At 64.3% G+C, this 20887-nt stretch carries 23 protein-coding genes; 11 read left to right on the top strand and 12 right to left on the bottom strand.

Going from position 1 to position 20887, the window contains the following annotated elements; all coding sequences use genetic code 11:
- Positions 1 to 13: 13 nt before the first annotated feature.
- The 5 genes from P0648_RS08600 (at position 14) to P0648_RS08580 (ending at position 5001) form a co-directional block, all read left to right on the top strand.
- Complete coding sequence (locus tag P0648_RS08600; protein ID WP_277503562.1) at positions 14 to 961, top strand: 1,4-dihydroxy-2-naphthoate polyprenyltransferase; 948 nt, start codon at positions 14 to 16, stop codon at positions 959 to 961.
- Entirely contained in the window at positions 961 to 1995 is a 1035-nt protein-coding gene (locus P0648_RS08595; protein ID WP_277503561.1) for a mandelate racemase/muconate lactonizing enzyme family protein, read from the top strand. Before P0648_RS08600 ends, P0648_RS08595 begins: the two co-directional genes overlap by 1 nt.
- A complete protein-coding gene (gene menE, locus P0648_RS08590) occupies positions 1995 to 3485 on the top strand; it encodes an o-succinylbenzoate--CoA ligase (RefSeq protein ID WP_277503560.1) in 1491 nt (496 codons plus the stop codon). Before P0648_RS08595 ends, menE begins: the two co-directional genes overlap by 1 nt.
- Positions 3486 to 3880: 395 nt before the next feature.
- Entirely contained in the window at positions 3881 to 4624 is a 744-nt protein-coding gene (locus P0648_RS08585) for an NRDE family protein (protein ID WP_277503558.1), read from the top strand.
- A 26-nt stretch (positions 4625 to 4650) separates the two neighbouring features.
- Positions 4651 to 5001 (top strand): MarR family transcriptional regulator, encoded by a 351-nt coding sequence (locus tag P0648_RS08580; RefSeq protein ID WP_276247686.1) that lies wholly within the window; start codon positions 4651 to 4653, stop codon positions 4999 to 5001.
- Positions 5002 to 5012: 11 nt separating this feature from the next.
- Here the strand turns inward: P0648_RS08580 and P0648_RS08575 are convergent, their stop codons facing one another.
- Genes P0648_RS08575 through gatC form a run of 3 tightly spaced genes read right to left on the bottom strand, consistent with a single transcriptional unit; the run spans position 5013 to position 6765 of the window.
- Positions 5013 to 5177, bottom strand: a complete 165-nt coding sequence (locus P0648_RS08575; RefSeq protein ID WP_277503556.1) for a hypothetical protein — start codon at positions 5175 to 5177, stop codon at positions 5013 to 5015.
- 41 nt (positions 5178 to 5218) lie between these two features.
- Positions 5219 to 6490 (bottom strand): Asp-tRNA(Asn)/Glu-tRNA(Gln) amidotransferase subunit GatA, encoded by a 1272-nt coding sequence (gene gatA, locus P0648_RS08570; RefSeq protein ID WP_277503555.1) that lies wholly within the window; start codon positions 6488 to 6490, stop codon positions 5219 to 5221.
- Positions 6487 to 6765, bottom strand: a complete 279-nt coding sequence (gene gatC / locus P0648_RS08565) for an Asp-tRNA(Asn)/Glu-tRNA(Gln) amidotransferase subunit GatC (RefSeq protein ID WP_276247689.1) — start codon at positions 6763 to 6765, stop codon at positions 6487 to 6489. Before gatC ends, gatA begins: the two co-directional genes overlap by 4 nt.
- Positions 6766 to 6964: 199 nt before the next feature.
- On the opposite strand from gatC, the gene P0648_RS08560 reads away from it, so the two are divergent.
- Together P0648_RS08560 and P0648_RS08555 are read left to right on the top strand one after the other, a co-directional pair.
- Positions 6965 to 7936 carry a transcription initiation factor IIB family protein gene (locus P0648_RS08560; RefSeq protein ID WP_276247690.1) on the top strand — a complete coding sequence of 324 codons (972 nt, stop codon included), beginning with the start codon at positions 6965 to 6967 and terminating at the stop codon, positions 7934 to 7936.
- Between the two features lie 37 nt (positions 7937 to 7973).
- Complete coding sequence (locus tag P0648_RS08555) at positions 7974 to 8444, top strand: NUDIX hydrolase (protein WP_276247691.1); 471 nt, start codon at positions 7974 to 7976, stop codon at positions 8442 to 8444.
- On the opposite strand, the gene P0648_RS08550 is transcribed toward P0648_RS08555, so the two are convergent.
- From P0648_RS08550 to P0648_RS08540, 3 genes are all read right to left on the bottom strand, one after another.
- Positions 8445 to 8783, bottom strand: coding sequence for an ester cyclase (locus P0648_RS08550; RefSeq protein ID WP_369685654.1), 339 nt, complete (start codon positions 8781 to 8783; stop codon positions 8445 to 8447). It lies immediately after the preceding gene.
- A gap of 129 nt (positions 8784 to 8912) precedes the next feature.
- Complete coding sequence (locus P0648_RS08545; protein WP_277503552.1) at positions 8913 to 9977, bottom strand: asparagine synthase C-terminal domain-containing protein; 1065 nt, start codon at positions 9975 to 9977, stop codon at positions 8913 to 8915.
- Positions 9977 to 10663, bottom strand: coding sequence for a PHP domain-containing protein (locus tag P0648_RS08540; RefSeq protein WP_276247693.1), 687 nt, complete (start codon positions 10661 to 10663; stop codon positions 9977 to 9979). The genes P0648_RS08545 and P0648_RS08540 overlap by 1 nt, the downstream gene beginning before the upstream one ends.
- 141 nt (positions 10664 to 10804) lie before the next feature.
- On the opposite strand from P0648_RS08540, the gene purL reads away from it, so the two are divergent.
- Positions 10805 to 12943 (top strand): phosphoribosylformylglycinamidine synthase subunit PurL, encoded by a 2139-nt coding sequence (purL, locus tag P0648_RS08535; protein ID WP_277503550.1) that lies wholly within the window; start codon positions 10805 to 10807, stop codon positions 12941 to 12943.
- Between the two features lie 42 nt (positions 12944 to 12985).
- Positions 12986 to 14134 (top strand): FAD-binding oxidoreductase, encoded by a 1149-nt coding sequence (locus P0648_RS08530; RefSeq protein WP_277503549.1) that lies wholly within the window; start codon positions 12986 to 12988, stop codon positions 14132 to 14134.
- Between the two features lies 1 nt (position 14135).
- Here P0648_RS08530 and P0648_RS08525 read toward each other — a convergent pair whose 3' ends face one another.
- A complete protein-coding gene (locus P0648_RS08525; protein ID WP_277503547.1) occupies positions 14136 to 14315 on the bottom strand; it encodes a hypothetical protein in 180 nt (59 codons plus the stop codon).
- A 100-nt stretch (positions 14316 to 14415) separates the two neighbouring features.
- Between P0648_RS08525 and hisF the strand changes: the two genes are divergently transcribed.
- Positions 14416 to 15228, top strand: a complete 813-nt coding sequence (gene hisF / locus P0648_RS08520; RefSeq protein WP_277503545.1) for an imidazole glycerol phosphate synthase subunit HisF — start codon at positions 14416 to 14418, stop codon at positions 15226 to 15228.
- An 11-nt stretch (positions 15229 to 15239) separates the two neighbouring features.
- Here the strand turns inward: hisF and P0648_RS08515 are convergent, their stop codons facing one another.
- The 4 genes from P0648_RS08515 to P0648_RS08500 form a co-directional block, all read right to left on the bottom strand.
- Positions 15240 to 15524, bottom strand: a complete 285-nt coding sequence (locus tag P0648_RS08515; protein WP_277503542.1) for a DNA-directed RNA polymerase subunit L — start codon at positions 15522 to 15524, stop codon at positions 15240 to 15242.
- 108 nt (positions 15525 to 15632) lie between these two features.
- A complete protein-coding gene (locus tag P0648_RS08510) occupies positions 15633 to 16007 on the bottom strand; it encodes a YlbF family regulator (protein ID WP_276247699.1) in 375 nt (124 codons plus the stop codon).
- A gap of 47 nt (positions 16008 to 16054) precedes the next feature.
- Positions 16055 to 17329 (bottom strand): glycosyltransferase family 2 protein, encoded by a 1275-nt coding sequence (locus P0648_RS08505; protein WP_277503541.1) that lies wholly within the window; start codon positions 17327 to 17329, stop codon positions 16055 to 16057.
- A 42-nt stretch (positions 17330 to 17371) separates the two neighbouring features.
- Positions 17372 to 17986, bottom strand: coding sequence for a LysE family translocator (locus tag P0648_RS08500; protein WP_276247701.1), 615 nt, complete (start codon positions 17984 to 17986; stop codon positions 17372 to 17374).
- Between the two features lie 110 nt (positions 17987 to 18096).
- Here P0648_RS08500 and P0648_RS08495 point away from each other — a divergent pair, with 110 nt between their 5' ends.
- A complete protein-coding gene (locus P0648_RS08495; protein ID WP_277503540.1) occupies positions 18097 to 19443 on the top strand; it encodes a hypothetical protein in 1347 nt (448 codons plus the stop codon).
- A gap of 27 nt (positions 19444 to 19470) precedes the next feature.
- Here P0648_RS08495 and P0648_RS08490 read toward each other — a convergent pair whose 3' ends face one another.
- Positions 19471 to 20808 (bottom strand): hypothetical protein, encoded by a 1338-nt coding sequence (locus P0648_RS08490; RefSeq protein ID WP_277503538.1) that lies wholly within the window; start codon positions 20806 to 20808, stop codon positions 19471 to 19473.
- Between the last annotated feature and the right edge of the window lie 79 nt (positions 20809 to 20887).

Raw genomic sequence — 20887 nt, 5'->3', positions numbered from 1 at the left:
AACTGCCAACTGAATGACTGACACCGCGACCATCTCGCCGACGAAGGCGTGGGTCATGGCCGCCCGTCCCCAGACACTTCCCGCGGCGGCCGCCCCCGTCATCGTCGGCACCGGGCTCGCCGTACACGACGGTGTCTTTTCGGCGCTCCCCGCACTCGCCGCGCTCCTCGGCGCACTTCTCATCCAGATCGGGACGAACTTCGCGAACGACTACTACGACGCCGTGAAGGGCGCGGACACGGACGAGCGACAGGGCTTCACCCGGGTCACGCAAGCCGGCATCATCGCCCCCGAAGACGTCAAACGGGCGATGGCGCTCACTTTCGCCATCGCCATCGTCTCCGGAACGTACCTCGTCTCCGTCGGCGGATTGCCAATCGTCGTCATCGGCCTCGCGAGCGTCGCAAGTGGGATTGCATACACGGGTGGCCCGTACCCCCTCGGCTACCACGGCCTCGGCGACCTGTTCGTGTTCACCTTCTTCGGTCTCGTCGCCGTCACGGGAACCTACTACGTACAGGCCGTGGACGCGATTGCGGGCATCCCGCTCACCGTTCCGCCGGGCACGATTCCCCTCGCCGCCATCGTCGCGAGCCTCGCTCCCGCCGCCCTCTCGACGGCGATTCTCGTCGTGAACAACATCCGCGACAAGGAGACGGACGCCAAGACTGGAAAGCGCACGCTCGCCGTGCGACTCGGCTACCGCTGGAGTCGCGTCGAGTACCTTCTCATGCTCGCGGTGGCCTACGCCGTCCCTGCCGTGTTCGCACTCGACCCCGCCTACTCGCAGTTCGCACTCCTGCCACTGCTTTCGCTTCCCATTGCAGTGCGCGTGGCGCGGACGGTCCTCACCCGAACTGACGGCGCGGCACTCAACCCCGCGCTCGAACAGACCGGGCAACTGCTCGCGATTCACTCGCTCCTGTTCGGCCTCGGCCTCGCCGCCCCCGCCTTACTCTAATGGACCTCATCCCCTACTCACTCGACCTCGAATCGCCCCTCTCGACCGCTGCCGGCGACATCACCGCCCGCCGGGGCTTCCTCGTCCGCGTGTCCGTAGACGGCCACACCGGCCTCGGCGAGGCGACGCCGCTTCCCGGCTGGACCGAATCCCTCGACGCCTGCGAAACGGCGCTGAACGCGGTAGCCGAGCGAGTCGAAACCGGCGCGTACGACGCGGCGACAGCAGCACTTTCGAAGAATCCGGCCGCCAAACACGGCCTCGCGCTCGCCATCGCTGACGCCCGCGCTCGCGCCGCCGGTGTTCCGCTCTATCGCCATCTCGGCGGCGAGAAGCGAGTCGAGCGCGTCTCGGTGAATGCTACCATCGGCGCAGGGTCCCTCGAAACGACCGTCGATGCAGCGGAGCGGGCGGTCGCTTCGGGTTTTCGAACGCTCAAGCTCAAAGTCGGAACCGCCGACGTGGCGGCGGACGTCGCGCGTGTGGCCGCCGTCAGAGACGCCGTCGGCCCGGACATCGAACTCCGAGCGGACGCGAACGGGGCGTGGGACCGGCGGACGGCCCGAAGCGCGCTCGACGGCTTCGCTGAAGCGGACCTCGCGCTGGTCGAACAGCCACTCGCGCCAGCCGACATCACCGGACACGCGACGCTCCGTGGCGGTTCCGTGAAAATCGGCCTTGACGAATCGCTCGCGGAACGAAGCGTCGAGGAAGTACTCGCGGGCGAGGCGGCAGACGTGCTGGTGCTCAAGCCGATGGCCCTTGGCGGCCCCCAACGGACTCGTGCGGTGGCGATGCAGGCGAAAGCCGCAGGCGTCGAACCCGTCGTGACGACGACCATCGACGCAGCTGTCGCGCGGACCGCCGCCGTGCACGTCGCCGCGAGCATTCCCGACATCGGCGCGTGCGGACTCGCAACCGCCGACCTGCTCGCGTCCGACGTCCTCGATGAGGACCCCGCTCCCGTCGTCGACGGTGCGGTTCGCGTCCCGCAGGGAAAAGGAAATACGGGCACGGCATCGATGGAGGAGTAATGTACGACTGGTTGCGCCATCGTGCGAGCGTTTCGGCTGACGCGACGGCACTCGTCGCGGCGGATTCGGAGGCGACGTGGACCTACCGGGAACTCGACGACGCCGTCTCCCGGACTGCGGCCCACCTCGTCGGCGCGGGAGTCGGCCGCGGCGACCACGTCGGCACGCTTCTCGATACCAGCGTCGAGTTCGTGAAATTGATTCACGCGACGGCGCGACTTGGAGCCGTGTTGGTCCCGCTCAACACGCGGTTGACGTCGGCAGAACTCCGGCCGCAAATCGAACGGGCCGACCTTACCGCGCTCGTCTGTAGTGTGGCCACCGCCGAGAAAGCCGTGTCCGCGTGCGAATCAGCAGACACCACACTGCTCTCTGTGTCGCGGCAGGATGCGGGGAGCGTCCCCGAACTCGCCGCCCAGCCACTCGGGTCGGTCACGCCGGCGACGTGGGACGAAGACGACCCGCAGGTCATCATGTTCACCTCGGGGACGACCGGCGAACCAAAAGCGGTCGTGCTCACGCACGGCAACCTCGCGGCGAGCGCCGAGGCCTCCGCCTACCGCCTCGGAACCCTGCCGGGCGACCGATGGCTGGTCTGTCTCTCGCTCTATCACATGGGCGGACTCGCGCCGATTCTCCGCGCCACGCGCTACGGTTCGACGGTCGTGCTCGTCTCCGAATTCGACCCGGAACGAGTCGGCCGCGCGGTCGAGGAGTACGAACCGACTGGCATCTCACTGGTACCGGTCATGCTCTCGCGCCTGCTCGACGCCGGTGTGTCGTTCAATTCGTTTCGCTTCGTCCTCCTCGGCGGTGCGCCCGCGAGCGACGACCTCATCGTCCGCTGTGAGCGCGAGGCCGTCCCCGTCTACCCGACCTACGGCATGACTGAGACGGCCTCGCAAATCGCAACCGCGACGCCCGCCGAAGCGTTTGTCCACCAGGGGACGGTCGGCAAGCCACTCCTGTTCACGGAGGTGACCGTCGTGGGCGTAGACGGCGAACCAGTCGAGCATGGGGAACACGGCGAACTCGTGGTGCGTGGCCCGACCGTGATGAAAGAGTACTACGGCGACTACCAGGCGACTGTCGAGGCATTTTCAGAGTACGGCCTCCACACGGGCGACGTCGGCTATCGCGACGAGGCTGGTCGCCTGTGGGTGCTGAACCGTCGGAGCGACCGCATCATCTCCGGGGGCGAGAACGTGGACCCCGGCGAGGTTGCCGCCGTCCTTCTCTCGCACCCGGCCGTCGCCGACGTCGCCGTCGTCGGCGTCCCCGACGAGGAGTGGGGCGAGCGCGTGGGGGCGCTCGTCGTGCCGGAACCGGATGCGACGCCGTCCCGCGACGAACTCGACGCCCACTGCCGGGAGTTCCTCGCGGGCTTCAAGTGCCCGCGGCTGGTCGCGTTCGCAGCCGAACTGCCGCGAACGGCGTCGGGAACGGTGGCCCGCGAGGCGGTCAGAGACCTCCTTCAAGCGACCGAGTGACGCCAAGGGTAGCGTACCTGTTCTTGAAAAAAGGAGCAAACAGGCGTGATTGGAACAATATCACATCCAAATCATTAAGTGGTCTTCGACCGCACAGAGTCTCGTCGCATACGGCTCACACACGGTCTACACGAACGTTCAGGAGCCCCATGTGACAGGCCAATACACACTAGCCAGCCGTTCCGCTGGTGTGCGTGCTTTGATGACGCGTCCTGCACGTTGCTGGTGCCGGGAACGAAACTTGAAAGACCACTGAGTCGCCCGGTGCGTCCCACGAGAAGCACGAAAATAGATAGTAGTAACACGGTGAGGTCCAGCCACCTTCGGTACTCAGTTGTACCGTTTGCTACCGAAAATAGGAACGGTTTAGAAGCGATGGCAGCCTAGAGGAACTCGTGTGTACGCTCACCCTCGCGTGGCAGGTGTTCGACGACACGCCAATCGTCGTCGCCGCCAACCGTGACGAACGATTAGACCGCCCCTCGACGCCGCCGACGACGTGGGACGGCGACCCGATCATCGTTGCCCCTGGCGACAGCGAAGCGGGCGGTACCTGGATTGGCTACAACGAACACGGCGTGTTCGTCGCCATCACCAACCGCTGGGTGGCCGGCGAACTCGTTCCCGAACGCTCCCGCGGATTGCTCGTCAGAGACGCGCTTCGCTACGAGACTGCAGAGGAGGCCACCCGGTTCGTCGAGCGCGAACTGGACGCCCGCGAGTACGACGGCTTCAACCTCGTGCTCGCCGACGCGAACGCCGCGCTGTTGGTCGAGTGGGATGGCAGTCGCACGATTCGAAACTTCGACCCGGGCGTCCACGTCGTCGTGAACGTCGGCGTTGACGGCGAATTCTTCGAGCCACCCCGCTTCCCAGACGCTGGCGAAATCCAGTCGCAGAACGCGATTCGGCTCCTCGAAACGCTCGAACCGAAACCAGCAGAGACCGCAGAGGCCTGGCTCAGACGGGCACAGACGGTCATCGCGGACCACGACTACGGCGTCTGCATCCACGAGGATGGCTACGGGACGCGCTCGTCGTCGCTCATCACGATTGGCCGCGATGGCGACGCGACCTACGACTTTGCCGCCGGGTCGCCGTGTACGACCGAGTACGAACCGGTCGAAGGTCAGATTTAACCTGCTCGGGGGAATTTGTTCAAGCCATGAGTACGGCAGAAGCGGAGGCTGAACTCTCCGAGGACGAGCGCGCAGGACTCGAACTCATCCGCGAGTCGGGTGGCGTCTACCAGAGCGACTTCTGGAAGGAACTCGACGTGAACTCTCGCAAGGGGAGTCGCATCATCGAATCGCTGCTCGAAAAAGACTTCATTCGCCGCGAAGAGGCCGTCTACAACGGTCACACGACCTACTTCGTCACGCCCGCCCCGAAGGACCTCGACTTCTCGCTGTTGATGGCCGGCGACCTGCTCTCGCCGTTCATCGGAGAGGAAGACATCGACCCGCGCAGTGACGCCCTGAGTCACTGGATTATGAACCTCGCCTACAACGGATAGGCCCGGCTCGGTCACTCGCTGCTTTTTCGCTGCTTGGCTGTACCGAGCGCCGCGCCCAGTGCGATACCGACGCCGAGACCGACTGCGATGTTGTCTATCGCCACGTCGATGGCCGCGCCGAGGGCGGTTCCGACGGCAATCCACACGCCTATCGATTGTGAAGACTGGCTAGCCATAGCTCACGGTTGTCGGCAGCGATAAAAGCGGTTGTCGTGACTCAGGCCAGCACGCTGCCGGCGCGAATGATGGTCTCCTCGCCGAAGGCCGGACCGATTAGCTGGAGGCCGACCGGAAGTCCATCAGTCTCGCCCGCCGGGACGGAGATGGCCGGCAGGTTCGCGAGGTTGATGGGAACAGTGTTCGCGTCTGCGAGGTACATCTGAAGCGGGTCGGAGAGGCTCTCGCCGAGTTTGAACGGCGGCGTCGGCATCGTCGGACTCGCGAGCACGTCTACGTCCTCGAAGGCGCTGTCGAAGTCCTGTTTGATCCACTCGCGGGCGTCCTGTGCCTTTTTGTAGTAGCGGTCGTGGTATCCCGCAGAGAGGGCGTAGGTGCCGAGCAGGATGCGGCGTTTCACTTCGTCGCCGAAGCCTTCCTCACGGGAGCGAGCGTAGGCGTCGTTCCAGTTGCCCTCGAAGCCACCGGAGATGCCGTAGCGCACGCCGTCGAACCGGGCGAGGTTCGAGGAGGCCTCTGACATCGCGATGACGTAGTAGGCCTGGACGGCGTGTTCGACGGAGGGAAGCGTGACCTCTTCGACGGTCGCGCCTTCGGCTTCGAGTTCCGAGAGCGCGTCGTAGAACGTCTCGACGACGCCTTCGTCTGCACCCTCGACGAGTTCCGTCGGGACGCCGATGGTGAGCCCATCCACGTCGCCGGTCGCGGCGTCTGCGTAGGTCACGTCCGGTTTCTCCCGAGTCGTCGCGTCGCGGGGGTCCTGCCCGCTGATGACGTCCAAGAGACCCGCGGCGTCTTCGACCGACGAGGCGATTGGGCCAATCTGTTCTAAGGAGTTTGCGTAGGCGACGAGGCCGTAGCGCGAGACGAGGCCATAGGTCGGTTTGATGCCAACGACGCCACAGAACGCGGCGGGACACCGAATCGACCCGCCCGTGTCGGAGCCGAGCGCGAGGTCTGCGTCACCAGCGGCGACGGCGGCGGCGCTGCCACCTGATGAGCCGCCGGGCACGCGGTCTTCGTCGAGTGGGTTGAGGGTCGGCCCGTAGGCGGACGTTTCTGTCGTCGTCCCCATCCCGAACTCGTCCATGTTGGTCTTGCCGACGATGGTCGCACCGGCCGCTTTGAGGCGGGTGACGACGGTGGCGTCGTACGGTGGGATGTAGTCTTCGAGCATCGCAGAGCCACAGGTCGTGCGAACGCCCTTCGTGGAGATGTTGTCTTTCACCGCGATGGTCTTGCCCGCGAGCGGGCCGTCGCCGTCGCCCTCGATGGTTTCCTCGGTGACGAAGATGTTGAGAGACTTCGTCATGAGACGCGCGGCCCCTTGAAGTAGCCGTCCTCCGTCTCCGGAGCGTTCTGCAGTGCCTCTTCCTGCGTGAGTCCGTCGCGGACCTCGTCTGGGCGCATCACGTTGACCAGGTCTGCCTCCTGTTCGACCTCGGGCACCTCGTCGAGCGCACCGAAGTAGTCGAGGATGTCACCGAACTGCGCTGCGAACAGGTCGACCTCCTCGTCGTCTAAGTCGATGCGCGCCAGGTCCGCGATGTGACGGACCTCGTCTGCGTCGACAACCGTATCGCTCATGGGTCAAACCACACGCGGACTGTCGGTAAGGGTTTCGATACTCGGGTTGACCCGAGGTGAATTTGAATTCAGTTAATCTGGCAAAATCGAGCGACAGAAGCCGCGAAACGCCCGAAGCATTTAAGTCGCCCGAGATACAACAAAACGGTGTATCGACGCCGTCTCTGCTAGTTCTCTTTGCAGTTTGATACACCAGACAATGACTGATACGAGTATTCGAACCCGAACCGATGAGCGGACGAGCGAGCGAGAAGAGCCCGAGCGAACACGAGAGGAGGAGCTGGTCTGCCCCGAGTGCAGTGGTAACCTCGTCGCGGATACGGAACACGGCGAGACGGTCTGTCAGGACTGTGGCCTCGTCGTAGACGAAGGTACCATCGACCGCGGCCCGGAGTGGCGCGCCTTCGACTCCTCTGAACGCGACGAAAAGTCCCGCGTCGGAGCTCCCACCACGCAGATGATGCACGACAAGGGGCTCTCGACGAACATCAGCTGGCAGAACAAGGACGCCTACGGGAAGTCCCTCGGCAGCCGCCAGCGCGCGAAGATGCAGCGCCTTCGCAAGTGGAACGAGCGCTTCCGCACGCGTGACAGCAAGGAGCGCAACCTCAAACAGGCGCTCGGTGAAATCGACCGCATGGCCTCGGCGCTCGGCCTTCCAAAGGACGTGCGCGAGACGGCGTCGGTCATCTACCGTCGCGCGCTCTCCGAGAATCTCCTTCCCGGCCGCTCCATCGAAGGCGTCGCGACGGCGGCGCTCTATGCCGCTGCCCGGCAGGCGAACATGCCCCGAAGCTTAGACGAGATAACGAACGTCTCGCGGGTAGACAAGAGTGAGATTGCCCGCACGTACCGCTACGTGGCCCGCGAACTCAAACTAGAGGTACGTCCGGCGGACCCCGAAAGCTACGTACCGCGGTTTGCGTCCTCGCTCGACCTCTCCGACGAAGTCGAGATGCGTGCCCGCCAACTCCTGAAAACCGCCAAAGAGCAGGGTGTCCACAGCGGCAAGTCGCCGGTCGGCCTCGCCGCCGCCGCCGTCTACGCCGCCGCGCTGCTCTCGAACGAGAAGGTCACCCAGAGCGAGGTCTCCGACATCGCGAACATCAGCGAGGTCACCATCCGAAACCGCTATCACGAACTGCTCGAAGCAGAAGAGCAAGTTCTCTAAGCGAAACACTGACCGTTTTTCCGGCGTTTTTCGACCCATGGAAACGACGCGTCACTACACTGCAACCGTCTACATCGTCAACGACGGAGCCACCGCCCTCCACGACCACAAGCGCCTCGACATGTGGCTCCCGCCCGGTGGCCACATCGACCGCGACGAACTCCCCCACGAGGCAGCCATCCGCGAGGTCAGCGAGGAGACCGGTCTCGACGTGACCCTGCTCGCAGCGCGAACCGGCGCGTCCTCTGCAACCGTCGAACCGCTACCCGAACCCGCCCACCTTCAGCTCGCGGACGTGAACGTCTGCGACGGCCACGTCGGCCACCAACACATCGACTTCGTCTACTTCGGGTCGGTCGAACACCGCGACATCCAGCCAGAAGACGGCGAAATCGAGACGTGGCACTGGTTCACCGCAGCGGAGTTGCGCGAGGACGGCGACCACCTCGACTCGGACGTCATCGCCCACGGCATCGAGGCAATCAAGGCGGTCGAGAACGACCGGTAGTTACAGAGCTCCGAGCGTGTCCATCCCGAGTTGCTGGAGCATCCTGAGAATGTCGAAGTTCGCCCACCGTTCTGCGTTTTTCCCGTCTTCGAGTCGCACTGCACCGATACCCATGATGTCGATTCGCTTTCCGGTGGGTTCCAGACGCATGAATGGTCCCTCGTGGGTGCCGGTCACCCGTCCCCAGAACGCGACGTAGTCACCTTCTTCGATCATGTGCGAAACGTCGTAGCGCAGGTCAGGAAATGCTTCGCGGTAGCGTCGGATGAACGTCGCAAACTCCGAAAGTTCCTCCTCGCCTGAGTCAGCAGGGTTGTGAAACACCTGGTGAGGAGTCAAAATTTCGGGCAGCGCTCCACATTCCCCTCGCTCCAGATCTCTTTCGTGTAGCGACGGACGACGACCTTCGAAGTGGATTGAACGGCCATACGAGAGACTACGGCGTGTCGGGAGAAAACGTATCCCGGCCTACAGCAGTGATTCGACGTACTGCCCGACGTGGTCGTCCATGCGCTTTTTGAAGCCCGCCTGTCTGGCGAGGCGGTCGAGTTCGCGGGCGACGAGACTGCCGTACTGAACCGCCTTCTTCTCGCGGAACGCGATGGGGTCGGGCGTCCACTCTCGGACGGCCAGCCTGAACGCGAATTTTCGCTCGCCACGCGGACTCACGAGCAGGCCGCCGGGCAGACGCAGACTCGCCTCGACGACGTCGTCGTGGAGGAGTGGGGCGATGGGTTCGACGCCCGCCGCCCGAATCGCGAGCACGTCACGGGCCAACTGGTCGGGAAGCGTGGCGATGACTTCGTGGGCCGCGCCTCTGACGGTGGTCGCTTCGACGCGGTGGTCTGCGCGGATTACCTTCTCGTAGCCACCGAACAGTTCGTCTGCCCCCTGTCCGACGGCGAGGGTGTCGTAACCGTCAGCGGCGGCGCGCTTCGCGGTGAGATAGAGCGGGAGCGCGATGCCCACGTCCATCGGGTTTGTCCGGCCAATCGCGCGGGCAACCGCTGGAATCGCGGCTTCGAGGCGCTCGTGAGTGATTTCGACGACCGTCAGGTCTTTGCCGAGGATACGTGCGGCCGAACGGGCCGCCGCCACGTCGTGACTTTCCGGGAACCCCGTAACGTAGAGCGGTCCGTCAAGGGACGCGCCGAGGGCCGCAGAATCCACGCCACCGGAGAACGCGACGGGCGTCTCTTCAGGGAGTGCGGCGAGACGGGTTTCGACGGCCGTTCCGACCGCCGAAACCGCTTCCGGGCCGGATTCGAACAGCGGAGGTTCGGGGAGCGTCCAGACCTGCTCGTCGCCGTCGGCGGTGCGCTTGCATCCGGCGGGCACGAAGTCGGGCGAATCGAGGTCGCGGTGGTCGAAACTCCACGTCATCGGGTCGTCCGCTTCTGAGAAGATTGGATAGCGGCCGAGCACGTCGCGGACGAGCGCGCCGTCGAGTTCGCCCGCGAACCCGCCGGTTCCGAGAAGCGGTTGCTTCGAGTCGAGGGCCGGCCGGACCGTGGCTGGGTCCGCGCCCTGCATCAGTCGATTATCGAGAGAAAGCGGTTTTTCACGCGGCGTTTCGCGCCGCCTGCGGCCTGTGCGAAACTGATACGCCACGGGGTGCGCTGGCCGACGACGCTCGTCCGGCCCTCGCGGATGGCGTCGAGGATGGCTTCGACACTCCGGTCGTCGGCGTCGATTTCGGTGACTGCCTGCCCGACCATCTCACTGATGTGGGCGTCACTGCCAGCGGTCATCGGGAGGCCACGGGCCCTGGCAAAGCGTTCTGCCTTGCGGTTTGCCCGCCCCGTGAGCAGTCGCGAGTTGTACACCTCGATGGCGTCTGCGCTCGCGAGTTGATCCATGGTGATGTGCGGGGCGACGCCGCTGCGGGACTTCTGGAACGGGTGGGGAACGACCGCGAGGCCACCTTGCTCGCGGATGCGGTCGAGCGTCTCGTCGAACGGACGGTAAGCCGGAATCTTTTCCTGGATACCGAATGCGAGGACGTGTCCGGCGGCGCTCGTGACTTCCATGCCCGGAATGCCGACGAGGCCGTAGTCTGGCGCCTTCCGCGCGGCTTCGAGACTGGCGTCTAGTTCGTCGTGGTCTGTGATGGCCAGTGCGTCGAGTCCGACGGCGGCGGCCTGTTCTAACAGGAGGTCGACCGGGTCGCGTCCGTCGAACGAAAGCGCAGAGTGGGTGTGGAGCTCGACCGACAGCACAAGCGGAGGTTACGCGGCGGTCCTGAAAAGCACCTCGGAACTGGGCCGCCGTTGTGCCGGGCCGACACGCCACAGCCCGAAAGTAATCACGTTCGTGCATATGAAAAGGACTTTACCCCGACTATCTCAACAGAAGGATGAATGAGTCTTGCCGAGTCGGACAAGGAACTCGTGGTTGCGGAGTTGGGCCGAGAACCCACCGACGCAGAGGAGGTCCTGTTCGAGAACCTCTGGAGCGAACACTGCGCCTATCGCTCGTCGCGCCCCCTGCTCAGCGCCTTCGAGAGCGAGGGCGACCAGGTCGTCATCGGGCCAGGCGACGACGCGGCCGTGGTCAAACTGACCGACGACGTGTACATCACGATGGGTATCGAGAGTCACAACCACCCCTCGTACGTGGACCCCTACGACGGGGCGGCGACGGGCGTCGGCGGCATCGTCCGCGACACCCTCTCGATGGGAGCCTACCCCATCGCCCTGGCGGACAGCCTCTACTTCGGTGGCTTCGACCGGGAGCACTCTCGCTACCTGTTCGAGGGCGTCGTCGAGGGAATCAGCGACTACGGCAACTCCATCGGCGTGCCGACGGTGGCCGGAAGCGTCGCCTTCCACGACGACTATGTGGGCAACCCGCTCGTGAACGTCGCGTGCGTGGGCCTCCTGCCCGCAGACCGCATGGTCACGGCGGAAGCACAGTCGGTCGGAAACAAACTCGTCCTCGTCGGTAATTCGACCGGGCGCGACGGCCTCGGCGGCGCGTCGTTCGCCTCCGAAGACCTCGCAGAGGACGCGGAGACCGAAGACCGACCTGCCGTGCAAGTCGGCGACCCATACACGGAAAAGCTCCTCATCGAATGCAACGAAGCCCTGCTCGACGAGAACCTCGTCGAGGCGGCCCGTGACCTCGGCGCGGCGGGCCTCGGCGGCGCGTCGAGCGAACTCATCGCGAAAGGACGGAAGGGCGCGATTCTCGAACTCGAGCGCGTCCATCAGCGCGAACCGAACATGGTTCCCCTGGAGATTCTGCTCGCAGAGTCCCAGGAGCGCATGGTGTACGAGGTCATCCCCGAAAACGTCGCTCGCGTCGAGGAGCTCGCAGAACGCTACGACCTCGGCTGTTCGGTCATCGGCGAAGTGACCGACTCCGGACGCTACGTCTGTACCTTCGAGGGCGAGTCCGTCGTGGACGTGCCCGTCCAGTTCCTCTGTGAGGGCGCACCGATGAACGACCTCGCGACCGAAGCGCCGGCAAGCGTCGAACGCGATCTGCCTGCGGTCGACCTCGCGGACGCCTTCGAGGCAGTCGTCGGCAGCCCGAACACCGCGAGCAAGCGGTGGGTCTACCGCCAGTACGACCACGAAGTCGGAACCCGCACGGCGGTCGGGCCGGGCCAGGACGGCGCGGTCCTCGCCATCCGCGAAGCGAACAAGGGCCTCGCCTTTACCGCGGGTGCGGACCCGAACTGGACGAGCGCGAACCCCTACGAGGGCGCGCGGGCGGTCGCCCTCGAAAACGCGACGAATCTCGCCGTGAAGGGTGCGACGCCGCTCGCCGCCGTGGACTGCCTGAACGGCGGCAACCCCGAGAAACCGGACGTGTACTACGGCTTCAAGGCTATCGTGGACGGTCTCGCCGACATGTGCGCCGACCTCTCGGTTCCCGTCGTCGGCGGGAACGTCTCGCTCTACAACGACTCCCAGTCCGGCCCGATTCCCCCGACGCCGACGCTCGCAATGGTGGGCACGAAGGATACCTACGCTGCCCCGCCCGCCTTCTTCGCCGGTGAGGGAACGGTCCTGCTCGTCGGCGACGCGGTGCTCGCGGGCGACGACGCGGGCCTCGGTGGGTCTGAATACCTCGCGCAGTTTGGCGGCGCAGACGACTTCCCGGCGCTCCCCGAGAACGCACCGGCGTTCGTCGAAGCACTCGCCGCTGTCGTCAACCAGGACGCGACGCTCGCCGCCCACGACGCCAGCCACGGCGGCCTCGCGGTGACGCTCGCGGAGATGGTCACAGCAGAGACGGGCGCGGACCTGCCCATAGAGGGCGACGCCACCGCCGCAGAGCTGCTGTTCCACGAGCAACCCGGTCGCGCTGTCATCGAGACGACCAACCCGGACGCCGTGAAGGCCGCATTCGACGGCATCGCACCGGTGTCCGAACTCGGCACGGCGACCACAGACGGGTCGCTCTCGCTTTCGGTCAACGGCGAATCCCTCGCCGCCTCGGCTGACGCAATCGCCGACCTGCGGGCGATTATCGAACGCGAACTCGACTAACCGAGAGCCGAACGCTTTTCACGCGCCACGTCAACTCGAACCATGGACGCAGTAGTCGTCGGTGGCGGCGTCGTCGGCCTCGCCTGTGCACACTATCTCACGGAGCGCGGAGCGGCCGTCACCGTCCTCGAAAAGGGAAGTCTCGGCGGTGGTTCGACAGGACGCTCTGCTGGCGGAATCCGGGCGCAGTTCTCGACGCCCGTAAACGTAGACCTCTCGGTGGCGAGCATGGCCGTGTGGGACACCTTCGAAGCCGAGTTCGGCGTGGACATCGCCCATCGCAAATCCGGCTATCTCTTTCTGGCCCGCGAGGCGGACACCGCGGACGCCTTCCGCGAAAACGTCGCCATGCAAAATGAGCGCGGCGTTCCGAGCGAAGTACTTTCGCCGACGGAAGCAGAGGTCCACTGCCCCGGGCTTCGCACCGAGGAGTTCGTACTCGCGACGTACTCGCCGACCGACGGCTTCGCCGACCCGAATTTGGCAGTTCAGGGATTCGCCCAGGCCGTGACCGAGGCCGGCGGCGAGATTCGGACGAAAACGCCCGTCACAGACGTACTCGTCGAGGACGAAGTGGTGGTCGGCGTCGAGACGCCAGACGGCGAACTGACCGCTGACGTGGTCGTGAACGCGGCGGGGGCGTGGGCCGGCGACCTGGCCGCGATGGCCGGCCTCGACCTGCCAATCGCACCTCGACGCCGGCAGATTGCGATTGTCCAACCCGAGACTCCCCTCACTGATGACCACCCGCTCACCATCGACCTCGACACCGGGTCGTACTTCCGTCCGGAGCGCGAGGACCAGGCCATCGTCGGCGGGCACTTTGCTGACGCTGATAGGGACGTCTCACCGGACCGATTCAGCGAGAAACTGGACATGGACTGGGCGGTGCGGGCGGTGGAGAACGCCGGAGACTGCGCGACCAACTTCGGCCTCGATTCGCGCATCGTCCGCGGATGGGCGGGCCTCTACGCGGTGACCCCTGACCACCACCCGATAATCGAGGAGTCGATGCCGGGATTCCTGACGGTGGCTGGCTTTTCCGGCCACGGCTTCCAGCACTCACCCGCCGTTGGAAACGTAGTCACAGAGCTCGTCTTCGACGGGAAGGCGTCGCTCGTGGACGTTTCAGGATTGTCGAGCGAGCGATTCGAAAGGGGCGAGGGACACGTCGAACAGAACGTGGCCTGACCTACGCCATCACGAACGCGAGGCCGAAGACGAGGGCGACGCCGATGAGCGTGACGATGAACCCCGTCGTGACCTGTCCCATCGTGAACTCCTGCATCGGCGAGGTGACGCGGCCGACCGATTCTCCTTCGTGGTGTTCGCCGTGACCGCCGTGATCGTCGTCGTGTGAATGCTCGTCCATATCCGCACATTCGCCCGGTCCTACTTTGCTATGTCGGAGTCGGGTGGTTACCGCAGGCGAAACAGTCTAACCCCGAGGTTCCTTAGCCCAAACCAACTGAATGCTCACGAAGCGGATCATCCCCTGTATCGACGTGGCGCTGGACGACGACGGGAACGCGGCGGTCTACACGGGGGTCAACTTCACCGACCTCAAGTATACCGGCGACCCCGTAGAGATGGCGAAAGCGTACAACGAAGCGGGCGCAGACGAGTTCGTCTTCCTCGACATTACCGCGAGTTCCGACGGCCGAGAAACCATGCTCGACACCGTCTCCCGGGTGGCAGACGAGGTGTTCATCCCGCTGACCGTCGGCGGCGGCATCCGAACGAAAGACGACATCAAAGAGACCCTCCGGGCGGGCGCAGACAAAGTCTCGATTACGACTGGGGCGCTCGAACGCCCCGAACTTATCAACGAGGGCGCGGCCGCCTTCGGGAACCAGTGTATCGTCATCAGTGTGGACTCTCGGCGCGTTTTCGACGAGCAGGGCGAACACTACGTTGAGGTGGACGGCGAGTCCTGCTGGTTCGAGTGTACCGTCAAGGGTGGCCGCGAGGGCACTGGCGTGGACGTCGTGGAGTGGGCGAAAGAGGCAGAGGCGCGCGGCGCTGGCGAGTTGTTCGTGAACTCCATCGACGCAGACGGCACGAAGGACGGCTACGACATCCCGCTGACTTCGGCGGTGTGTGATGCGGTTTCGACCCCGGTCATCGCCTCCTCCGGATGTGGCGGGCCGGAGGACGCCTACGAGGTGTTCACCGAAGCCAACGCGGACGCGGCGCTCGCGGCGTCTATCTTCCACTTCGACGAGTACAGCATCCGGGAAGTCAAGGAGTATCTCGCAGAACGGGACGTCCCAGTGCGCCTCTGAAAACCGAATTTTTACTGTGCTGCTTCGAACGCGTCGCGGAAGGCCGCTGCTTTTTCTCGAACGCGGGCGGCACCCGCTTCGAGTGCTTCGAGTGGGTCTACCCCCTCGACCGTTTTCACGGTGAGGATAGGGTCCGTCTGCCCACCGGACTGCTCGGGGTTCATGTCGTACGTCGCCGCAGAGACGTCCTCGAGTTCGAGGAGGGCGCCCTTCAGGACGTTCATGAACGTGTGGTCTTCGCCCGCAATCTCGATGGAGAGTTCGTTCTCCGTCTTCTCGATGACCCGCAGTTCCATACTCCTATGTCCAAAAGCCGGGCGTTTGTACCTTTCGAAGGGCCACGCCCGCACGCAGGACGACGCAGGGGCTCAGGGTTCGCTGAAACCGGCCCAAAAGCGGGAGAATCAGTCCTGACAGCAGCCACCGGCCTTCTCACCGAAGTCGACGGCGAGTTCGGCGGAGATGGCGTCGTTTACGGCTGCGAGTTTTGCATCGAGGTCGGCCTGTGCGGAGAGGTAGTCGTCCATCACGGGCAGGTCGTGGAGGTCGGCCTGTGCGTTCTGGAGCTGGTGGAGGTCTTCCTGGGTCGCCTCGCCGGATTGGCGGGCGAGCATGAACTCCTGGCGGAGTTGTTCGAACTCCTGGACTCGGCGCTGGGCCTCTTCTGAGTTCTCGACGGCTTCTTTGGTCTCCTCGAACCGCTTGTACTCCGGCGACTCGGCGATTGCCTTGCCGAGTTCCGTTCCCATGTCCTCCAGTCGTGCGGTTTCTACGCTCATGGACGGCGCTAAGTGAGCGAAACGTTTGAAAGTGCCGGTCTGGGCGGTTATTTTGGCGTGACGGTGAAGCCAACGGCCCGCCGCTGGAGACGGAGTTTGACCGCTTGCAGGATGGGAATCGCCCAGAGCGTCGAATAGAGTGCCTGCGTGAAGGGGTTCGAGACGAGGAAGTACCGCCATTTCTCCGCACGGCTTTCGAAGGCGATGGCACGGTCTGCCGCACGGTACATGTCGACGGAGTAGAGCGTCCAGGTGAACAGGTTGATGGCGAGGATGACGCCGAACGGTTCTGGAATCGGCAGCGGTCCGTAGAGCGCGAGGTGGGCAAGCGCGTAGAAACCGGTCGGCACGCCGATGACGTTGACGACGGCCGTCACCTGGTTGATGAGGGCGTACGTGGCGAAGCGAATGCGGTCTTCGACCGAGAGTTTCGACGAAACGAACACCGAGTACGGGCCCGACACCCAGCGGCGCTTCTGTCGAATCCAGTCGCGAGATTTGGGTGGACAGAGGTCCTCCACGTAGCGGTCGATGATGCCGAGTCGATAGCCCTTCGCGTAGGCGTCGATGCCGAGAGCGAGGTCTTCCGTCGCCTCGTAGGGGTCCCAGCCGATGAGGTCGTAGAGGGTCGATGCCTCGATGAAATAGCCCTTCCCGAGCAACTGATACGGCCAGGTCGCAGCGCGCTCGTAGATATTCTGTGACCACGCGGCGATGCCCATCGCTTCAAGCAGCGGGAGCCACCCCGCCCGTCGGTTCGCCACCGTCTGTTTTGCCTGCACGATTTCGTACTCCTCCAGTCCCACGACGCCGAGTGAGAACAGGTCTGTGGGGATGGCCGTATCCGAATCGAGAACGGTGACAACTTCGTCCAGGTCGAGTTTGTAGAGCGCGTAGGTGAGCGCCCGGGCCTTGCCGCGTGGGAAGGCGAGTCCCGTCCACCGGAGCCGAGTCACCTCCTCCCAGACGGGGTCGTCTTTGCGAACCTCCACGAGGCGAATGTCGAGGTCCGGCAGCGAGTCGGCAACCGAGTCGGCGTAGGAAGTCACCACCTTGTCGTCGTCTTCGTAGATGAGGTACACGGTGATTCGGTCGAGCGGGTAGTCGCCGGCTGTGATTCGTTCGAGGGTCGATTCGAGGACCTCACGGCGCTCGCGGTAGGCCGGAACGAGCGTGTGTATCTGTCGATAGCGGTTGGGCGGCCGCTCTTTGACACGGCGTCTGGGCGTCGTGCGCAACCAGAGAAACGCCAGATTCGCCACGAAGTAGCAACTCTGGCTCATGAGAAAGAGCAAGAAAACGATGGGCACGAAATGTGACATACTGTCTCAACAGACGCCAGAAAAATATACCTTCACGTTGGCTTAGGTGTGGCTTCCACCGACGGCGAGGCGAAGTCCGAGTGCGACGAAGATGCTACTCGTCACCCACCGGAGCCCGCGATTTATCGACGGGCGAGCGGCGAGCAGGGTTCGCACGCGCCCCGAGAGCAGCGCGATACCGGTGAGATACGCGAGCGTCAACACCGCGTAGATGCCACCGAGGGCGAGAAACTGGCCGGTTGCGGCGGCCGAGTCGACGAACTGCGGGAGGAAGGCGAGGAAGAACAGTGCGACCTTCGGGTTGAGGACGTTGATTGCGACACCCTGGAGATAGCTGTGGCCCGCCTGTTCTTCGTTCTCGATGCTGAGCGGCTCGTCGTCGCGGAACGTCTGGATACCGAGATAGACGAGGTAGAGCGCCCCGACGTACTTGACCGCGGCGAACGCGGTAGCAGAGGTCTTGAGCAGCACTGAGAGCCCCAGAACGGCTCCGAGAGTGTGGACGAGGATGCCCGTGCTGATGCCCGCCGCAGAGAGCACGCCCGCCCGACGGCCGTCGCTCACGCCTCGCGTCAGGACGTAGATGGTGTCCGGGCCGGGAGCGAGGATGAGCCCGACCGACGCGAGCACGAAGAGGTCGAGCGAATCGATTGCCATTGGGTCTTGGTGAGTCGCTTTGAGATAAAAACATTCGGCCGGCCAGAACGGTCTTGAACCCCGTCCAGTCTGCCACAATTGTTAAGTGAACACAGTCGATGACCGTCTCAATGGCATGGGTGCGGACGCTGGTGTTGGTAGGGCTTCTACTAGCGCTCGCGCCGATGGCCGGCGTGGCCGTGGACCCTGCAACGTCGCCATCACTCACGGCTACGTCTTCTCGAACACCCGACGGCATTCGATACGACATCACGGTCGAACCGGCATCCGTAGAGGGTCTCTGGGTTGACCCGGGTGACGAGTTCGACGTCGTCGGGGTTTCCGGCCTCGAAGAAACGACGCGTGGGGAGCGGCGCGTCTACCGCTGGGACGGCGAGTCGTCGGTCGCGACACTCAGCCTCGAATACGAAATTTCCAACTCCAACGGCGTGACCGCTGGCCCTGAATTCACGCGGGCTGACGACTGGGTTCTCGGCCCGGTTCCCGACCTCGAACTGTCGTGGGACGAGGATGGACAGCTCACCACCCGTCGACCCTTCTCAGACCCGACCGACCCGGGCGTGACGATTACGACAGACGGTCCCGGCGTCGTTGGGGAACGCTACGCGTTCCTCGGGGCCCACGACCGCTACGAGCAGCGCGGGTCGGAAACGACGGTGCAACTGGTCGTTCCGCGTGGCGTCGAGCTGGACCAGGCACCTGATACGATTCTCGATGCACTTCTAGCGAGCGAATCGATGCTTGACGTCGGTTCACCGTCAGAGGAAGTGCTCATCTTCGCGCTCCCGGACCCCGCACGTGGCGGCGGCGAATCGTTCCTCGGGGCGAACGAACTCTGGGTCCACGCTGAGTCACGCCTCGACACCCCCAACAACGTCTGGCTCCACGAGTACATCCACACGCGCCAATCGTTCATGCTCGCCTCAGAGATGGTCTGGTTGCGCGAAGCGTCGGCCGAGTACTACGGCGCGAAGTTGGCGCACGAGCACGGCTTCGTGAGCGAGACAACCGTCCACGAGTACGTCAGGAGGCCCGGGCACGAAGACACCGTGCTCGCGGACACGGAGACGTGGACCGAACCGGGCGTGCCCTACACGAAGGGAACCCGAACCCTCGCAAAACTCGACGAGCGAATCCGCGCCGCCACCGACGGGGAGCGGTCGCTCGACGACGTGATGCGCAGACTCAACGAACACGACGGCGTCGTCACCTACGCCGTCTTCGAACGGACGGTGGCGGCCGTCGCCGGCCAGTCGATGGACGAGTGGCTGTGGGAGCAGGTCCACGGGAGCGAAAACCCCAGGCCACTCACGACTCCGTGGGTCGTCCACCAGGCGAAAGCCCTGACCGGACCACTGACGCCACTCCCCACTGACTTCGGCTCGAAATCGCCCGCCGCTGGTCTCGGGGGCGTGCTGGCTGTGGGGTCTGGACTCGCGCTTCTCTCGCGAAAATAGCGTGACAGGTTGGGGACCGTCTGTCGCTCAGGGTTTGACCATGTAGCGGAGCACGAGTCCGACGCTGAGCAGCGCCCCGATGAGGATGAGCATCGTCGCGAGGCTGACGATGTTCATCCCGAACGAGCCGTACTGGTCGTCGAACAGTTCGCTGTGCGGCGGAGGCGGCTGGTTGAACACGTCGTCGACCGCCGGGGTCGTGTCGCCACCATCGACGTCCTCCACCACAGTCGGAAGGTCGGGTTCCGACGTCACCGGGCCGATGTCCGAGGACGAATCGTCGTTCGTACCGCCCTTCTTGTCGTCGTTCGGGTTCTTGTCACTGGCGTCGCCGCCGCCAGTCGCACCACTGTCAGCACCGCCAGTTGCTTGCTCCCCGTCGGTCGTTTCCCCGGACGAACCTGACTGCTGGTCGCCCGAGCCACCGGTGGCACTCTCGTCGGGTTCACTACCGCCCGTGTCCGGGTCAGCGACGGCGTCAGATTGACCGTCGTCACCCGTATTCGTGTCTGGTTGCTCGCTCGGCTCAGGTTCTGGCTCGGGGGCTGGTTCTGGGTCCGGCTCTGGCGCTGGGTTCGGGTCAGCACGGTCCTCGGTGTCAGGGTCCGCCACGTCCTCGATTCCCTCGTCGCGTGGGGTTGGCTCGGCCGGTTCTGGGTCAGCGCGATTGTCTGGCTTCTTCTCGGGCCGTTCCTTTTCGGGTGGCCCGCGCTTGTCTTCGCCATCCCATTTCTCGTGGAACTGCGAGTGTTTCTCTGCCCAGCGTTCGGCGAATTCACGGGCTTTCTCGTCCCACTTCGCGTTCAAGTCTACGACTTTTTCAGCGTCAGCACCGTACTTCTCGGTCGCCTTGCCGATCTTGTCGCGCTTTTTGTCCTCGAACTTCTTCGCGTCCTCTCTTGCCTCCTCGTGGAACTCCGCGTGCTCCGACTTGAATTTCGCTGCCTCCTCGCGTGCCTTCTCGGCGTCCTTGCGCTCCTTCTCCGCGCGTTTCTCGGCCTCCTTTCGTTCTTTCTCAGCTTTCTTCTCTGCTTCTTTACGTTCCTTTTCTGCTTGCTTCTCCGCTTCCTTGCGTTCCTTCTCGTCTTCGTCCGCGGAGCCTGCGTTCAGAGCCGACGAGTGATAGTCATCTTCGTCATCGTCCTCGTCGTCATCGTCTCGTTCCCATTCGTCGTCATCATCGTCATCGTCTCGTTCCCACTCGTCTTCGTCGTCATCGTCGTAGAACGTGCCAAGCGTCTGCACGTCGTTCGTCTGTTCAGTCGGGCCGAACGGTGCGGCTACAGCGACACCGGGGGCGAACAGAAGCGCGGCCACGACGACGAGAACGAACAATCGGCGTAGCAAAAGTCGAGGAGCAGTCACAGCGTCCCTCCCCGTCGCTCGTTCGTTGGGACGTTCGTCTCGGATGACGCACCAATCATGACAACAAGTCTGCCAGCGG

The organism is Haladaptatus sp. DYSN1 (genome assembly GCF_029489995.1).
GTDB lineage: Archaea > Halobacteriota > Halobacteria > Halobacteriales > Halococcaceae > QDMS2.
Note: the sequence above shows the minus strand (reverse complement) of the source record. Positions and strands in the feature narration are given on the sequence as shown.

What these genes read in the sequence shown, in the direction of transcription:
- P0648_RS08600 (WP_277503562.1), top strand. Translation starts at nt 14, where the DNA reads ATGACTGACACCGCGACCATCTCGCCGACGAAGGCGTGGGTCATGGCC.
- P0648_RS08595 (WP_277503561.1), top strand. Translation starts at nt 961, where the DNA reads ATGGACCTCATCCCCTACTCACTCGACCTCGAATCGCCCCTCTCGACC.
- menE (WP_277503560.1), top strand. Translation starts at nt 1,995, where the DNA reads ATGTACGACTGGTTGCGCCATCGTGCGAGCGTTTCGGCTGACGCGACG.
- P0648_RS08580 (WP_276247686.1), top strand. Translation starts at nt 4,651, where the DNA reads ATGAGTACGGCAGAAGCGGAGGCTGAACTCTCCGAGGACGAGCGCGCA.
- P0648_RS08575 (WP_277503556.1), bottom strand. Translation starts at nt 5,177, where the DNA reads ATGGCTAGCCAGTCTTCACAATCGATAGGCGTGTGGATTGCCGTCGGA.
- gatA (WP_277503555.1), bottom strand. Translation starts at nt 6,490, where the DNA reads ATGACGAAGTCTCTCAACATCTTCGTCACCGAGGAAACCATCGAGGGC.
- gatC (WP_276247689.1), bottom strand. Translation starts at nt 6,765, where the DNA reads ATGAGCGATACGGTTGTCGACGCAGACGAGGTCCGTCACATCGCGGAC.
- P0648_RS08560 (WP_276247690.1), top strand. Translation starts at nt 6,965, where the DNA reads ATGACTGATACGAGTATTCGAACCCGAACCGATGAGCGGACGAGCGAG.
- P0648_RS08555 (WP_276247691.1), top strand. Translation starts at nt 7,974, where the DNA reads ATGGAAACGACGCGTCACTACACTGCAACCGTCTACATCGTCAACGAC.
- P0648_RS08545 (WP_277503552.1), bottom strand. Translation starts at nt 9,977, where the DNA reads ATGCAGGGCGCGGACCCAGCCACGGTCCGGCCGGCCCTCGACTCGAAG.
- purL (WP_277503550.1), top strand. Translation starts at nt 10,805, where the DNA reads ATGAGTCTTGCCGAGTCGGACAAGGAACTCGTGGTTGCGGAGTTGGGC.
- P0648_RS08530 (WP_277503549.1), top strand. Translation starts at nt 12,986, where the DNA reads ATGGACGCAGTAGTCGTCGGTGGCGGCGTCGTCGGCCTCGCCTGTGCA.
- P0648_RS08525 (WP_277503547.1), bottom strand. Translation starts at nt 14,315, where the DNA reads ATGGACGAGCATTCACACGACGACGATCACGGCGGTCACGGCGAACAC.
- hisF (WP_277503545.1), top strand. Translation starts at nt 14,416, where the DNA reads ATGCTCACGAAGCGGATCATCCCCTGTATCGACGTGGCGCTGGACGAC.
- P0648_RS08515 (WP_277503542.1), bottom strand. Translation starts at nt 15,524, where the DNA reads ATGGAACTGCGGGTCATCGAGAAGACGGAGAACGAACTCTCCATCGAG.
- P0648_RS08510 (WP_276247699.1), bottom strand. Translation starts at nt 16,007, where the DNA reads ATGAGCGTAGAAACCGCACGACTGGAGGACATGGGAACGGAACTCGGC.
- P0648_RS08505 (WP_277503541.1), bottom strand. Translation starts at nt 17,329, where the DNA reads ATGTCACATTTCGTGCCCATCGTTTTCTTGCTCTTTCTCATGAGCCAG.
- P0648_RS08500 (WP_276247701.1), bottom strand. Translation starts at nt 17,986, where the DNA reads ATGGCAATCGATTCGCTCGACCTCTTCGTGCTCGCGTCGGTCGGGCTC.
- P0648_RS08495 (WP_277503540.1), top strand. Translation starts at nt 18,097, where the DNA reads ATGGCATGGGTGCGGACGCTGGTGTTGGTAGGGCTTCTACTAGCGCTC.